We start from the raw sequence: 14,687 nt of genomic DNA, 5'->3' as shown, positions 1-14,687 counted from the left end.
TATGAAAAAACTCAAATGGGGCATTTTGGGTACTGCCACCATTGCTGTGGAACAGGTAATTCCTGCACTTTTAACGAGTGAGTTCAATTCCGTGATTGCCATTGCTTCCCGTGTCAAATCGAAAGCGAAACTTGTAGCGGAACGTTTTGGAATTCCAACTTATTTTGGTGCATACGAGCAGCTGCTGAATATGGATGAAATTGAAGCAGTTTATATTCCCTTGCCGAATCACTTACATGTAGAATGGGCTATAAAAGCTCTGCAAAAAGGAAAGCATGTTTTGCTGGAAAAACCGGTGGGAATGAATGCTCAAGAAGCAAAAGTTCTGATGGAAGCATCGGTACAATTTCCTCAATTGAAAATTATGGAAGCCTTTATGTACCGCTTTCACCCACAATGGAAAAAGGTACGCCAGCTCATCACAAAAGGATCGATTGGAAAAGTCACATTGGTAGAATCTTCCTTTACTTTTTTTGAAGATAATCCTGAAAGTATAGTCAACAGTAAAGAGTATGGTGGGGGAAGTTTGATGGATGTGGGTTGTTATCCCATTTCTGTTGCACGCCTAATTTTTGGAACGGAACCCATCAGTGTTATGGCACAAATGGAGGTAGATCCGAAATTACAGATTGATGCTAGTACCAGTGGCATTTTAGAGTTCAAAACCGGAAGGGCCCTTATTCATTCTTCTATCCGTCAATTTGAAAATCAAACTTTAAAAATTAGTGGGGAAAAAGGGAGCATTGAAGTAGCTGTCCCATTTAATCCGGAAGCGGATAGGGAAAGCAACCTAGTATTAAAAAATCAGGAGGGAGTGACGGACTTTACGATAGAGCGATGCAATCAATATGTTTTACAAGTAGATTCTTTTGCCAAGGCAATTAGTAATGAATTTGCACTTCCTATTTCGTTAAGCGAGTCTTTAGCTAATATGAAAGTTGTCGATGCTCTAAAAGAGAGTGACCCAGCGGAAAAGAAGATTTACTTATCGAAGTAGCCTTGTCTAATCATTCTGCCAGTAATACAAATAACCATCTTCAGCGCCCAAGAGTAAATCGGGCTTACCATCATTATCCCAATTAACAAGGGTGGGGTCGGTGGAGTGGCCCGCTAATTTCAAATCAGATAAATCTCCACGGAATTTAAGGTTCACCCTGTCTTTTTCTTGGCCAACATTTTCCCAAAGTGCGGCGTTGATACCATTGACAAGCATATCAATATCTCCGTCATTGTCCCAATCACCAAAAGCCAATTTACGTCTGCCGCTACTACCATACTTCTTTTCGTTTAATTGAATTGGGCCATTTTTTTGGTCAATCAACTTATTTTTTCTGTCATACGTTCCATTTACGGAGTGGAATATTCTTTTTCCCGGTTTTAAAATTAACGCTCCATCTTTTCTGTGACGCTCGTAAAAGCTCAAATAACCTTCATGGTCTAGCATTATCAGGTCGGTCAATCCATCTTGGTTCCAATCAATTGCGGTGGGCGTGGTACGCCATTGGGTTGCCATAGATTTGGGTTCTGGATCCCACCAGTACCAATCAGGTTTTGGAATTGTAGTTTCCCAATTTACAGTTACCGGTTGCTCTTCGGCAAGCTTGGGCTGTGTTTTGCTGCCTATATTTTTATACCAAATGACCTTGCCCCAAATAGAATTGACGATGAGGTCTTTTAATCCGTCATTATCCCAATCTTCTACCGATAAGGTAGTATAGCCCCATTTGGCTTCACAAGGCCCTTGAATAGAACCATTTTCTCCAGCTTGAATTCGAATTATTCTATTGTCTGATTTCAACAGTTTTGGGGCGGCCCATTGAGGGGTGTTTCCACCATCTAGGTTTTCGATGAAAGCTATATAACCGGCGGAGTTACCGCAAATAAGGTCTTCATCGCCATCATTGTCCCAATCGATGCTAAAAGGCGAGACTAGCGCTCCGAATTTCACATGCTCCGCCTTTTGCTGAAAGTATCTGGGACTCTCAAAAACGGGCATGTTATTTTTGACTGCGCCCGTATTTTCTACCCAAGCAACCCTGCCATCTTCATCGCCCACTATAAGATCGATGTCACCATCTTTATCCCAATCAATGGATACCGGAAGAATCATTTCCAAATCCATTTTGAGGGTTCCTTTCTTATTCTTTAAAAATCTACCTGCTGCATACTTGGGTTTCTTACGGGTACCTACATTCTCGAACCACGTAAAACGGTCTAAAAATTCGCCGCAAATAATATCGAGGTCTCCATCGTTGTCATAATCGTCAAAATTGGGCGATGGGGCGCCATAAACGTCAATAGGCTGGCCTCCGGCCAAAATTTTATCTTTTAGCTCGTAGGTGCCGTTTGTATTTTCTATTAGATAAACATAACCGTGCAGGGGGCCATTGGTCCATTCGCCTTGATCGTTAAAGGCATTGTCCCAACCATAATCCTCTCCGTCTTGTATTCCAACGACTATATCGAGGTCTCCGTCATTTTCATAATCGACATATTTCCATTGGTTGAATCGTATTTTATTGTGGAATTTGGAAAAAATATCACTGGGAAAAAGGGAGTCCGGTTGCTGGGTAAATTCCTTTTTAAAATTCGTGAATTCTTTACCCGGCTCTAAAAACCGAGGTTCACCATCTACGTAGGAAACCTGAATATGTCTTATCGGTTCGCTCACCTTTACTGGAGGTTCAAAAATAGGAAATGCATCTCCGCTGCTGTTCTCAAAAAAGAAGAGGCCATTGAAAGGGACATCGTTGCAGGAAACCAACAAATCCATATCACCGTCATTGTCATAATCCATCGGTAACGGACTCGCCCAAAGTCCTACCCCTAAATCTACCTTCAAGCCAAGGTGCTTGTACGGTAAACGCTCAAACTTGGGTGAGTTTTCTATAATGGTATGGGCGGACCTTGTTTTGGCGATATAGAGTAATAACAGAATGGCCCCCAGTAGCACAAGAGAACGGGTTAGTTGCATTGTTTAAAATGATTATGAAGGCTAAATATAAGTAAATAAGAAGGTTACATCCTATAGATTTTTAACACTCTTACATGGAAACTTAACACATGAATTCCGCCATTCAAAAAATGGTAAAAAATTACCGCTCTCGCAGTTTGGGTTTTGGCATTCGAATGAGGTTATAATCTTTAATTCATGGGTGACAAGATGTTATAACGAGGAGTTTTTTTGTAGGGCAATATTCCATTTGTTTTAATCAAAAATAGAGAAGCAAATAATAGGGTATACCAGTATTTTTAACCTCCATCAAACTAGATTCAAAACCATGAAAAAACTCTTTTTGCTTTCAACGCTGTTAATGGCACATTTTGCAACTTCCCAAACCTATAAAGACCAGCCATTTCTACAAGATTATGCAGTAAAATATTTACTGGTCGATTCTTTAAAAAATGAAACCCTGCGAGAGGTGCAATGTGATAGAAATGGCTTGATTCAGGTACTTGGTAGTTCAAGGTTGTTTTTGCCACTTGAAAAAGAATTGGTGCTAGACCAACGGTACCGACCCTTAATGGATATGAAGATTTTAGATGTAGATGTCTCCAATGGGCAACACTTTTATGTAACGGATAAAGAGGTTTTTAGCAATTTCGCTGGTGGTACTTTTTACTTTAATCACGGAATGGCATCTCCGCTTCAAGTTTCGATATCTGATGACCTAACAGTTTTAGTTGCTTCCCAGACTCAGTTAAAAATTTTTAAGAATAAACAATTGTTTTGGGAACATCCTTTAAATGACCCGGCAGTCAAGCAATTGCTTTTTGACGCCGAGCACAATCGTTTTCTTTTATTGACGGAAACGGCTATTTATCAGGTCTCTTTAGCAAACCCAGGTATCGATAAGATTTTTAGTGGTGCAGCTATGCAGGCAATGGTGTTTGACGGAACACAATTGGTGGTCGGAACTAGCAATGGTGTTTTGAAACTTTCGGGAAACCCACTAAAACAAGAAGAAGTTTTAACCAACTTACCCCATCATCAAATTACAGTGCTTAAAAATGTCAAGGGAGAATTATGGTGCGGTTCTTCAAAAGGGGCCTTTAAGCTTAGGTCAGACGGTAAATTTGATTATTATGCCTCTAAAAGATGGTTGGTAGATGATGAGGTGGTCGATATTGCGGAAGGACCAGACAATAGCGTTTTAGTTTTAACCCGGAAGGGACTTTCTCAAATAGAGTTCAAACCGATGACACTCGCGGAAAAGGCGGCCTATTTTCAGAAAATTCAGAGAGAGAGACATTTACGATATGGCCTAACGGCCAACTTATCATTGAGAAAGCCTGGTAATTTAGCTACGGGTTATTATAAGGATAGTGATAATGATGGTTTATGGACTTCGATGTATTTAGCGGGTGAACTTTTTCGTTATGCGGTTACCAAAAGTGAAGACGCGAAGTTGAATGCTTATGATGCTTTTGCCGCTATGGAAAGGCTGACCGACATCACCCCGATGCATGGTTTTCCAGCGAGATCGTACGAGCGTGATGGATATGAGGTAGGATTGCACGCCAACGGATTTTCTAAAGATTGGTATCAAAAGCATGTAGAGGAAAACGGACGCATTTGGCGTTTGACGGAGGATGAAAAATGGCGTTGGAAATCTACTACCAGTAGTGATGAGTCTTGCGGTCATTTCTTTGTGTATGCCTTATTTGCAGAATTGGCCCCTGATAAAGAGTGGAGAGATCGGGCTATTCACCAGATAAAAATTCAAACGGACCATATTATGGAGAATGATTGGTATTTGGTAGATTGGAACGGAGAGCCTACAGCTTGGGGAAGATGGAACCCCAAGTACGTGAATAAATTTCCGATAAACGTAGGTGATAGACGCTTAAACTCAACACTGATACTCGCCTTTTTACAAACGTCCTATCATTTTACAAAAGATGAAAAATATAAAAAAGCGGCTCGCAAACTGATCAAAAAGCACGGTTACGATGAAAATGCCAATCGCCCGGCCACGATTATAGGTTATGTAGAAGGGGAAGATTTAAGTAGTGGCTGGAACCATTCTGACGATGAGATGTACTTTTTGACCATTCCGGCGTTTGTAAATTATTCTTTTGATGAGGAACAGAAAGCAAAGCACTTTGAAACGGTAAAAAGCCATTGGGAAATTGAGCGTTCGGAGAAAAACCCGTTGTGGAATTATTTATTCGCACTTTCCGGTGGTACGAATATTGATTTTGAAGAGTCCGCTTGGTGGCTTCGTGAGTTTCCAATGGATTTGATTGATTGGTCCGTTGATAACAGTCACAGAAAAGATTTGACCACTATCGAACCTAATTTTCGAGGCCAGACCTATTCCGAAGTGCTTCCCCCTGATGAAAGACCTCTTCATTTTCACAATGGAGCCTATCGTAACAATGGAAAAGGAGGCGGAAATAGAGAGTATGCACCGTATATTTACTTATTACCGTATTGGGCAGGTCGCTATGTGGAAGCCATTAGCGCGCCTAAGGTAAAAAACTAAAAATCCATCCTAAACCAAAAAAAGCATGTCCCAAACCTTGACCCGGTACTTCGTTTTCTTGGCCATGATTTTTTTCTTGGCTTGCAAGAGTACCTATGATGTAAATTCATTATGGAGCATACAAACGGAGTTTCATGATGCATCTTCTAAAACGGTATTGGTTGCGGCTCATAGAGGGGCTCACAAAGGTAATTTTGAAAATTCTATTGTATCTACAATAAAATGTATTGAACTAGGAGTCGATATCGTAGAAGTAGATGTACGTTCCACGAAGGACGGGCATTTAGTTTTAATGCATGATTCCAGTGTTGACAGAACGACCAATGGTTCGGGAAAAGTGGCGGATTTAACTCTTGCTGAAATCCGAAGCCTACGTTTAAAAGACCCTGATGGAAACCTAAGTCAGGAGACGGTACCCACTTTCAGAGAATTTTTAAAAGTAATAAAGGGCAATATTATGGTCGATATTGATATGAAAACCGACAATGTAGAAGGTATTGTCAAAGATTTAAAAGCGACTCGTACATTGGGGGAAGTCTTTTATTTTGATAATGATTATGTTCAGTTGGATAGGGTGAAAGAGTTACACCCAGCGGCCCAACTAATGCCTCGAGCATATGATTTACAGATGGTAGATTCGGCGCTTACACGATTTGCACCTCCCGTGGTCCATATCGATCATAAATTTTATTCCCAAGAAGTGGTAGATGTCATCAAAAGAAACCGAGCTAGAATTTGGATCAATTCTTTGGGTGATTTAGATAAGGACATTGCCTCAGGAAATGGCCAAAAAGCGTTGGAACAGGCAATTGAATTTGGGGCCAATATCATACAAACCGATGAGCCTGAAATAGTGTTGCAACTTCTGAAAGAAAATGGATTGAGGTAAATGCGTTAACTCCATTTCATACGTTGTAGTCGAACCACTTTTACTAAATTACAATTGACATACTGAGTTTTAACACTATCATCCGCGGTTTCGATTTTGCATCGCTATTTTGGTCGAATTTTGGTAAGCCTTATCATAGCAACTTCGAGTTAGGCAAAATGTTTAGTGCATAAGTTGTAATTACAGTCCTCCATGCACAATCCATATGTATTAAAACCCGTGCCATCGTCAATTTGGTATACGATTGAATTCTCTTCAAAAGTTTTCAGCGTACGGTATAAAGTGGTTCTATCGGCCTCTCAAAAGAATTCTCAATGTCTGCTAAGGCCACAGCAAATACCCAAACGCCAACATACGGATAGATGTAGGCCTGATTCCTTTACTTTATGGGACCTTCTATCTGTGTTATGTTCATAAAAGGGTTTTAGTCGTTCAGCTGTTCTATAGAAAACATCTGTTAACTCCGGAAGGTTGTTTTATAAGTTCAAAAAGAAACTACTGGAAAAGAAAAAACCCTTTCTAAAAAGAAAGGGTTTTGTGGTGGTGACTTGGCTGGGGCTCGAACCCAGGACCCTCTCCTTAAAAGGGAGATGCTCTACCAACTGAGCTACCAAGTCATTGCTTTTTTTGTTGGCTTAGTGCCTTAAAGCGGGTGCAAATATAAGACCTATTCTTAATTAATCAAGGGATAATTATGATATTTTTGCTTTTTATTGAATTTTAAATTTATTCCAAATTATGAAAGTACTCCTTTTAGGATATATGGGAAGCGGCAAATCTACTGTGGGTAAAGAACTTGCAAAAAAAATGAACATACCTTCGGTAGATTTAGATGATAAAATTGAAGCAAAAGAAAATTTAAAAATTTCAGAAATTTTTTCTCAAAAGGGGGAAATCTACTTTAGAAAAAAAGAAACAGAAGTACTTTTAGAGCAGTTGGAAAGTGACGAGAAGACCATTTTATCCCTAGGTGGCGGTACCCCTTGCTATGGCAACAACATGAAATTGGCGCTGGAACATTCCAAAAACGTTTTTTATCTCAAAGTCTCCATTCCCGGATTGGTAGAACGATTATTAAAGGAAAAGGCGCACAGACCCTTGATCAAGAACATTGAAGATGAGGAGTTGCCTGAATTTATAGGGAAACATCTTTTTGAGCGCAACAACTATTACAACCAAGCCCATCACATTATAGCTTGCGATGGTAAATCACCTTTAGAGTTAGCCCGGGAAATTGAAGACAAGTTAGTCTAAATAGACCACATAGTTCTTTGACTCAAATTTGACATGTACGTGCTCCTGTAGGGAGGTAGAAAGTGAAATACCCTTAAAATCCGCTTTTACAGGGTATTTTTTATGGTTTCTGTTCACCAGAACGGCCGTTTTAAGTCGTTTAAGCGGTGTTTTTAAGAAATGGTGAACGCCGTAAATTAAAGTGGTACCGGAATTTAAAACATCATCGACCAAGACAACCGCCTTGTTGCTATAATCCGCCTCCGGTAACGAAGTGGTCACCCCACTTTTTAATGGGTCCGATTTATCCATAAAAACGGTACAAAGGGTAATTTTAGCATCCGTTATCTTTAGTAGTATCTTTTGAATCTTCTTGGCAAAATTGAGTCCTCCTCCATCAATACCGGCTATGATAATTTCCTCTTCAGAAACGTTGGTTTCATAAATTTGATAGGCAATACGTTGAATGGTATGCTGTATTTGTTGATGGGTGAGAATCTTATTATCCATTTGCCAAGCTTTACGGTTCAAATATAAGCAAGAAGCTTCAAAGAACGCTATTTATTAAAAGCTTCATCATTGTTGGAATCCGTAAAGAAATCATCGGAATCGTCTAAATATTCATCAATATCCCTGCGGTCTTTTTTAGTAGGTCTTCCAGTGCCCTTTTTCCTATAATAATCCTTACTCTGTTTTAAAAGTTCACTGTGGGCAAAGGCTTCCTGCGGGGTGGTATCTTTTCGGTAGATATCCACTAATTTGGCACCAACGCGATTTGGTGGAATGTCCAATACCGTTAATTGGTAATCGATTTGGTTTTTTCGGACAATCAATTTATCCATCGGATACACTTCTCTTGAAGGTTTCACTGCTTGTCCGTTTACTTTTACTTGTCCTTTTTTAACGGCTGTAGAAGCTATGTTCCTAGTTTTAAAATAACGAATACACCAAAGGTACTTGTCAATACGCATAAGCAAAAATCTTTGTTAAGTGCCAGCACAAAAATAGGGGAAAATTGTATCTTGCCGCCCTTAAAGACAGATTGATGATTAAGAACCGATTTATTATTCTTGTATCCGCTGTGGCCGTTTTTTGGTCTTGTAACAATGATGATGACAATACTATTACGGTAGAACCTCCCAGGCCATTGGATGAAGTGCTTGGCGAAGATGAGGATGAAATTCAGGAATATTTGAATACCCATTATTACAACTATGCCGAGTTTGAGAACCCGCCCGCTGATTTTGATTATAAGATTGTTTTAAAGGAAATTCCTGAAGGGGATACCACAGGCATAATTCCGTTAAAGGATCAGGTGTCTTCTAAGACTGTTCAAGTGGATGGAATTGCCGAGGACGAAGCTAGTCTTTCTCATACGTATTATTATTTGGAGGCTAGGGAAGGAGTTGGTGGAATGCCAACCGTGGCGGATTCGGTTTTTATTAAATATCAAGGGTCCTTGCTGGATGGAACTGAATTTGACAGTTCTAGTAGTTTTTTATGGCAATACATGCCAAGCACGGTTCGAGGCTATGGTTTGGGCGTTTCAGAATTGAAAGTTGGTGGTGAGATTGTCGAGGAAGAGGATGGAACATTTGAAATAAAGAACACGGGTATTGGAATGGTCATTATGCCCTCAGCTTTGGGTTTTTATAATGGTGCCGCTGGATCCATACCTTCTTATTCTCCTTTAATTTTTAGATTGGAATTAGGCTCCTATGTGGAGGATACGGATTATGATGGAGATGGCATTCCTTCGCTTTTGGAAGATTTAAATGGAGATAGAAATTTAAACAATGATAACACCGATGGCGATATAACATCTACCGGAAGTTGTATATGTAATCATGCAGATTCCGATGATGATAATGATGGAATACCCACTCGTGAGGAAATAGAAATTGATGCGGACGGAAACATTACCTATCCTGATTCAGATGGGGATGGCACCCCAGATTATCTGGACAGTGATAGTTGATTTTTAATAATACTAGAAAAGAAAAAAGCCCCAAAATTTAATATTTTGGGGCTTTTATTTTTTATAGCAATACTCTTTAAAGCTTCAATGATAAGCTTACAATCAGTTGATCAGGCCTAGCGTCAATTCTACTAGGGCCTACAGTGGTAATGTTGTCATTGATAAAAGTGGCTTCATTGTCATTAAAGCCTCTTTCATATCTAATATCAATACCCAATTTTCCAAAATTGAGTCCGGCGCCCAAATTGGCACCAACACTAAAGTCATTTTCAATATCGTTAATGGCAATACCATCAAACTCGGTATCCAAGATATATTGAAAGGCAGGTCCTGCAAAAACATGTAGCGGCCCAATGACTTTTACGCCCAGTAGAATGGGAGCGTCCAATTTGCTGACATCAAATTTGTCTCCTTGGTAGTCAGATTTTGTCTTGGTGTAAATAAGTTCTGGGCGAACATAAATTCTGGCCACTCCAACTTTTCCATAAAGACCAACGTGGTAGCCTACATTACGGTCCGGCTCTCTAGCGGCATCTCCAATAGACTCAAAGTAGTCTCCATTGGCACTGTAGTTCAGTCCGGCCTTGATACCAATTCCGGAATCATTTTGTGAAAAAGCGGTCAGGCCCATTAGGACCATGACCGCAGTAAGCAGTGTTTTTTTCATAGTTCTCGTTTTAAATACAGTAACCCCGTATCAAAAACGATACCATTAGGCTACTTTTTTTCATCACCTTTAAAACGGCCTCTACAATGGCTTTATTGTTAAGTCCGTATTTCTCCATAAGTTGTTCTGGAGTACCGCTTTCGCCAAAAGTATCTTTGGTGGCGATGAATTCTTGAGGTGTAGGATGCTGATTAGCAAGTAGTCCGGAGATACTTTCACCCAATCCGCCCAAATAATTATGCTCTTCACAAGTGACGATACATCCGGTTTTTTTAACGGACTTTAACACCGCCTCTTCGTCCAAGGGCTTGATTGTGTGTATGTTAATAACCTCTGCGGAAATACCTTGTTCCTCCAGTTTCTCTGCAGCGATTAGGGCTTCCCAAACCAAATGTCCTGTGGCCACAATGGTTACATCTGTACCTTCGTTGAGCATTAATGCTTTACCGATTTCAAATTTCTGGTCTTCCGGGGTAAAATTAGCCACTTTTGGTCTCCCAAAACGAAGGTAAACAGGTCCTTCATAATCGGCAATTGCCAATGTAGCGGCCTTCGTCTGGTTGTAATCACATGGATTGATAACCGTCATGCCCGGTAGCATTTTCATAAGACCGATGTCTTCCAAAATTTGGTGCGTTGCACCATCTTCACCCAAAGTAATACCGGCGTGGGAAGCACATATTTTTACGTTCTTATCGGAATAGGCAATGGATTGACGAATTTGATCGTACACACGCCCAGTGGCAAAATTGGCAAAAGAACTGGCAAAAGGTATTTTACCTCCAATGGTCAACCCCGCTGCAATACCCATCATGTTGGCTTCGGCTATACCTACTTGAAAAAATCGCTCTGGATTTTCATCAATAAACGGCTGGATTTTAAGGGAGCCCACCAAATCGGCACAAAGGGCCACTACATTCGGGTTGGTTCTACCCAATTCGGTCATGGCAGCACCATACCCACTTCTTGTATCGTTCTTTCCTTGATCTATATATTTTTTCATATTGTTTCGGAAAATTTCCCATCACCGGGAAACTAATTTTTTAACTCTTGATTTCTAAATTTACTGGCATTCTTCCGCTTGCGGAAAATAATTAGTAATCCCCTAGGGTTACCGGGTTCTGGGATAAAGCGGTCTCCAATTGTTCGTCATTGGGAGCTTTACCGTGCCATGCATGGGTATACATCATAAAATCTACGCCATGGCCCATTACGGTATCTAACATGATACAAACCGGCTTTCCTTTTCCAGTTCTGCTTTTCGCTTCGTTTAGACCGGCAATTACCGCTTCAAGATCATTTCCTTTGGCAACTTCAACAACATCCCAACCAAAAGCTTCAAACTTTTGCTTTAAATCCCCTAAAGGCAGTACCTCATTGGTAGGCCCGTCAATTTGTTGACCATTCCTGTCTACGGTAGCGATTAGGTTATCTACCTTTTTACCGGCAGCGTACATAATGGCTTCCCAATTTTGACCTTCCTGCAATTCTCCGTCCCCATGAAGACTGAATACCAAATGTTGGTCCCCGTTAAGTTTTTTGGCCAATGCCGCGCCTATAGCTACGGACATTCCCTGACCCAAAGATCCAGATGCCACGCGTACACCGGGCAATCCTTCGTGGGTTGTTGGGTGGCCCTGTAACCTGGAATCGATCAATCTAAAGGTTCCCAATTCCTCTACCGGAAAGTATCCCTTTCTCGCCAATACGCTGTAAAAGACTGGGGAGATATGTCCGTTGGACAAAAAGAAAAGGTCTTCGCCCTTTCCATCCATATCAAATCCATCCTTAAGCTCCATAACTTCATTGTAAAGAGCTACCAAAAATTCTGTACATCCCAAAGAACCTCCTGGGTGTCCGGAATTTACATTATGTACCATTCGCAGGATGTCCCTTCTGGTCTGTATCACAATATCCTGTAATTCTTCTAGTTTTGCCATTTGTAAATGTTCATTTATAGTAGTTTCCAAAGGTAAATGCAATCTTTTGCTATTACAAATTGGGCCAATATTATTTTTGTTAGTTTTTCAACTTTTGTTTTTTAAATTGTATCATCCAACCCATTAAGCATCAGTAATTTTTTAAATAACTACAGGATTTGCGGTAACCCCTTGAATGATACCCCAACTTTATTTTTTCCTTAAGTCTTTTATGCAGCCTAGATGTTTATCTTTGCGCCCATAATTTGTAGTTTGAAGTTTACATTACACCATACAGACCCACAGAGTAAGGCTAGGGCAGGAACCATGAAAACGGACCATGGAAAGATAGAGACCCCTATTTTTATGCCGGTAGGAACGGTAGCCTCCGTAAAAAGTGTGCATCAAAGAGAATTAAAGGAGGATATTAACCCGGATATTATTCTAGGTAACACCTACCATCTTTTTCTACGGCCTAAAACCGATATTTTAAAAAAGGCCGGTGGGCTCCATAAGTTCATGGGCTGGGACCGTAATATCTTAACCGATAGTGGGGGTTACCAGGTGTATTCCCTTTCTGGAAATCGAAAGATCAAGGAGGAAGGTGTTAAGTTTAAATCGCATATAGATGGATCAACCCATTTGTTCACCCCCGAGAATGTAATGGAAATACAACGGGTTATTGGAGCAGATATCATTATGGCATTTGATGAGTGTACGCCCTATCCTTGTGATTATAAATATGCACAACGTTCCATGCATATGACGCACCGGTGGTTGGAACGCTGTATAGCCCATTTGGAGAAAACTCCATTTGAGTATGATTACTCTCAAAGCTTTTTTCCCATTGTTCAAGGATCTACCTATCTGGATTTAAGAAAACAATCTGCGGAATACATTGCGGGCGTAGGGGCAGAAGGAAATGCTATTGGTGGATTGAGTGTTGGGGAACCAGCTGAGGAAATGTACGCTATGTCTGAAGTGGTCTGCAACATCTTGCCGGAAGATAAGCCCAGATACCTTATGGGGGTAGGAACACCCATTAATATCCTTGAAAATATTGCGTTAGGGGTGGATATGTTCGATTGTGTGATGCCCACAAGAAACGCCAGAAACGGAATGCTGTTTACGGCCCACGGAACCATAAATATCAAAAATAAAAAGTGGGAAGATGATTTCTCCCCTATCGATGATATGGGAATTACTTTCGTGGATTTAGAGTATTCCAAAGCGTACTTAAGGCATCTCTTTGTAGCTAAGGAATATTTAGGAAAACAGATTGCTACCATTCATAATTTAGGTTTCTATCTTTGGTTGGTACGTGAGGCAAGAAAGCATATTCTAGCCGGAGATTTTGCGGATTGGAAAAATCGTATGGTCAAACAAATGGATAAAAGATTGTAGTGCTAACCATATTAGATAAATACATTCTAAAGCGTTATTTAGTCACTTTTGCGGTGATGATTTTGCTATTTATTCCTATTGGAATTATGGCACACTTGGCCGAGCAAATAGGTAAAATGCAGGCCAATGAAGCGCCTTTGGATGAAATTATTATCTATTTTGGAAATTTCACCATTTATATTGGTAGTTTATTATTTCCCATATTTTTATTTCTTTCCATTATATTTTTCACCTCCAAATTGGCCGGAAATACGGAGATAGTTGCCATATTAAGCTCAGGGGTTTCCTATACCCGTTTCTTAAGGCCCTATATCATAGGTGCTTCCATTATTGCGGTCATTATGTTTATAATGGGGATGTTCGTGGTACCCTCGGCCAGTAAAGGGTTCAATGAGTTTAAATACAAGTACCTTAAAAAGGGCAAGCAGGATAGGGTTACCAACAATATTTTCACCCAACTTAATAAGAGCGATTTTATTTACGTGAGTAGTTTTGACCCTGCTAGACAGATTGGCTACAATTTTACCTTTGAAAGGTTTGATGAGGAAAACCAACTGGAATTTAAAATTTCTGCTGCCAACATCCGGTGGATAGAAAAGGATAGCCTCTACCGTTTAACAACCTACAAAAAAAGAAAACTACTAAAGGACACGTCTATAGTAGAAACCAAGCGCCGTTTAGATACGTTATTCACCTTTCAGATAGGGGACTTAACGCCTGTATCCTACGTAGCTGAAACAAAGGATATTTTTGAACTTAATAAGTTTATAGAGGATCAAAGGGCAAAAGGAGCTTCAAACATTAATGCTTATGTGCTGGTCAAATACAAAAGATGGGCGCTACCTATTACCGCATTTATTCTCACCATTATTGCCGTAGCGGTATCTTCCGTAAAGCGTAGAGGCGGGATGGGGGTAAACTTGGCATTTGGAATTATTGTAGCTTTCATTTTTGTATTCTTTGATAAGGTTTTTGGTACATTAGCGGAACAGTCCGGTTTTTCGCCTCTTTTGGCCGTCCTATTGCCCAATATTCTTTTTGGAGTATTGGCCATAATATTACTTCAAAAGGCAAAACGATAGTATTCAACCTCATTTTATTGGGATAA

Annotated in this window: 13 protein-coding genes and 1 tRNA gene; 7 read left to right on the top strand and 7 right to left on the bottom strand. The window is 40.2% G+C overall.

The window, feature by feature from the left end; genetic code table 11:
- The first annotated feature begins 1 nt into the window (after position 1).
- Entirely contained in the window at positions 2–997 is a 996-nt protein-coding gene (locus IL355_RS12755) for a Gfo/Idh/MocA family protein (RefSeq protein WP_192462514.1), read from the top strand.
- 6 nt (positions 998–1,003) lie between these two features.
- On the opposite strand, the gene IL355_RS12750 is transcribed toward IL355_RS12755, so the two are convergent.
- Positions 1,004–2,974: an FG-GAP repeat domain-containing protein gene (locus IL355_RS12750; RefSeq protein WP_192462513.1), complete on the bottom strand. Its 1,971-nt coding sequence runs from the start codon at positions 2,972–2,974 to the stop codon at positions 1,004–1,006.
- A 307-nt stretch (positions 2,975–3,281) separates the two neighbouring features.
- Between IL355_RS12750 and IL355_RS12745 the strand changes: the two genes are divergently transcribed.
- On the top strand, positions 3,282–5,489 hold the full coding sequence (locus IL355_RS12745; RefSeq protein WP_192462512.1) for a hypothetical protein: 2,208 nt from the start codon (positions 3,282–3,284) through the stop codon (positions 5,487–5,489).
- A gap of 25 nt (positions 5,490–5,514) precedes the next feature.
- Positions 5,515–6,378, top strand: a complete 864-nt coding sequence (locus IL355_RS12740; protein WP_192462511.1) for a glycerophosphodiester phosphodiesterase family protein — start codon at positions 5,515–5,517, stop codon at positions 6,376–6,378.
- Positions 6,379–6,919: 541 nt separating this feature from the next.
- Here the strand turns inward: IL355_RS12740 and IL355_RS12735 are convergent.
- Positions 6,920–6,995 (bottom strand) — tRNA-Lys (locus IL355_RS12735).
- 121 nt (positions 6,996–7,116) lie between these two features.
- Between IL355_RS12735 and IL355_RS12730 the strand changes: the two genes are divergently transcribed.
- Positions 7,117–7,632, top strand: a complete 516-nt coding sequence (locus IL355_RS12730) for a shikimate kinase (RefSeq protein WP_192462510.1) — start codon at positions 7,117–7,119, stop codon at positions 7,630–7,632.
- On the opposite strand, the gene IL355_RS12725 is transcribed toward IL355_RS12730, so the two are convergent.
- Positions 7,624–8,121 (bottom strand): phosphoribosyltransferase family protein, encoded by a 498-nt coding sequence (locus IL355_RS12725; protein ID WP_192462509.1) that lies wholly within the window; start codon positions 8,119–8,121, stop codon positions 7,624–7,626. The genes IL355_RS12730 and IL355_RS12725 overlap by 9 nt on opposite strands.
- Before the next feature lie 47 nt (positions 8,122–8,168).
- Positions 8,169–8,582, bottom strand: a complete 414-nt coding sequence (locus IL355_RS12720) for an RNA-binding S4 domain-containing protein (protein WP_192462508.1) — start codon at positions 8,580–8,582, stop codon at positions 8,169–8,171.
- Between the two features lie 74 nt (positions 8,583–8,656).
- Here IL355_RS12720 and IL355_RS12715 point away from each other — a divergent pair, with 74 nt between their 5' ends.
- Positions 8,657–9,589: an FKBP-type peptidyl-prolyl cis-trans isomerase gene (locus tag IL355_RS12715; protein ID WP_192462507.1), complete on the top strand. Its 933-nt coding sequence runs from the start codon at positions 8,657–8,659 to the stop codon at positions 9,587–9,589.
- A gap of 76 nt (positions 9,590–9,665) precedes the next feature.
- Here IL355_RS12715 and IL355_RS12710 read toward each other — a convergent pair whose 3' ends face one another.
- The 3 genes from IL355_RS12710 to IL355_RS12700 all read right to left on the bottom strand — a co-directional run bounded on the left by IL355_RS12710 (position 9,666) and on the right by IL355_RS12700 (position 12,196).
- Positions 9,666–10,256, bottom strand: coding sequence for an outer membrane beta-barrel protein (locus IL355_RS12710; protein WP_192462506.1), 591 nt, complete (start codon positions 10,254–10,256; stop codon positions 9,666–9,668).
- Positions 10,257–10,266: 10 nt separating this feature from the next.
- The gene (locus tag IL355_RS12705) at positions 10,267–11,259 is read right to left on the bottom strand and encodes a transketolase family protein (RefSeq protein WP_192462505.1); all 993 of its coding nucleotides are present in this window, start codon (positions 11,257–11,259) and stop codon (positions 10,267–10,269) included.
- A gap of 91 nt (positions 11,260–11,350) precedes the next feature.
- Positions 11,351–12,196 (bottom strand): transketolase, encoded by an 846-nt coding sequence (locus tag IL355_RS12700; RefSeq protein WP_192462504.1) that lies wholly within the window; start codon positions 12,194–12,196, stop codon positions 11,351–11,353.
- 252 nt (positions 12,197–12,448) lie between these two features.
- Here IL355_RS12700 and tgt point away from each other — a divergent pair, with 252 nt between their 5' ends.
- Together tgt and IL355_RS12690 are read left to right on the top strand one after the other, a co-directional pair.
- Positions 12,449–13,579, top strand: coding sequence for a tRNA guanosine(34) transglycosylase Tgt (tgt, locus tag IL355_RS12695; RefSeq protein WP_192462503.1), 1,131 nt, complete (start codon positions 12,449–12,451; stop codon positions 13,577–13,579).
- Positions 13,579–14,661, top strand: coding sequence for an LptF/LptG family permease (locus IL355_RS12690; RefSeq protein WP_192462502.1), 1,083 nt, complete (start codon positions 13,579–13,581; stop codon positions 14,659–14,661). Before tgt ends, IL355_RS12690 begins: the two co-directional genes overlap by 1 nt.
- Positions 14,662–14,687 lie beyond the last annotated feature (26 nt).

Origin of the sequence: Euzebyella saccharophila, from assembly GCF_014855495.1 — a bacterium.
GTDB lineage: Bacteria > Bacteroidota > Bacteroidia > Flavobacteriales > Flavobacteriaceae > Euzebyella > Euzebyella saccharophila.
Note: the sequence above shows the minus strand (reverse complement) of the source record. Positions and strands in the feature narration are given on the sequence as shown.

Bases quoted from the DNA above. Each gene is read 5' to 3' on its own strand.
- IL355_RS12755 (WP_192462514.1), top strand. From the start codon at position 2: ATGAAAAAACTCAAATGGGGCATTTTGGGTACTGCCACCATTGCTGTG.
- IL355_RS12750 (WP_192462513.1), bottom strand. From the start codon at position 2,974: ATGCAACTAACCCGTTCTCTTGTGCTACTGGGGGCCATTCTGTTATTA.
- IL355_RS12745 (WP_192462512.1), top strand. From the start codon at position 3,282: ATGAAAAAACTCTTTTTGCTTTCAACGCTGTTAATGGCACATTTTGCA.
- IL355_RS12740 (WP_192462511.1), top strand. From the start codon at position 5,515: ATGTCCCAAACCTTGACCCGGTACTTCGTTTTCTTGGCCATGATTTTT.
- IL355_RS12730 (WP_192462510.1), top strand. From the start codon at position 7,117: ATGAAAGTACTCCTTTTAGGATATATGGGAAGCGGCAAATCTACTGTG.
- IL355_RS12725 (WP_192462509.1), bottom strand. From the start codon at position 8,121: ATGGATAATAAGATTCTCACCCATCAACAAATACAGCATACCATTCAA.
- IL355_RS12720 (WP_192462508.1), bottom strand. From the start codon at position 8,582: ATGCGTATTGACAAGTACCTTTGGTGTATTCGTTATTTTAAAACTAGG.
- IL355_RS12715 (WP_192462507.1), top strand. From the start codon at position 8,657: ATGATTAAGAACCGATTTATTATTCTTGTATCCGCTGTGGCCGTTTTT.
- IL355_RS12710 (WP_192462506.1), bottom strand. From the start codon at position 10,256: ATGAAAAAAACACTGCTTACTGCGGTCATGGTCCTAATGGGCCTGACC.
- IL355_RS12705 (WP_192462505.1), bottom strand. From the start codon at position 11,259: ATGAAAAAATATATAGATCAAGGAAAGAACGATACAAGAAGTGGGTAT.
- IL355_RS12700 (WP_192462504.1), bottom strand. From the start codon at position 12,196: ATGGCAAAACTAGAAGAATTACAGGATATTGTGATACAGACCAGAAGG.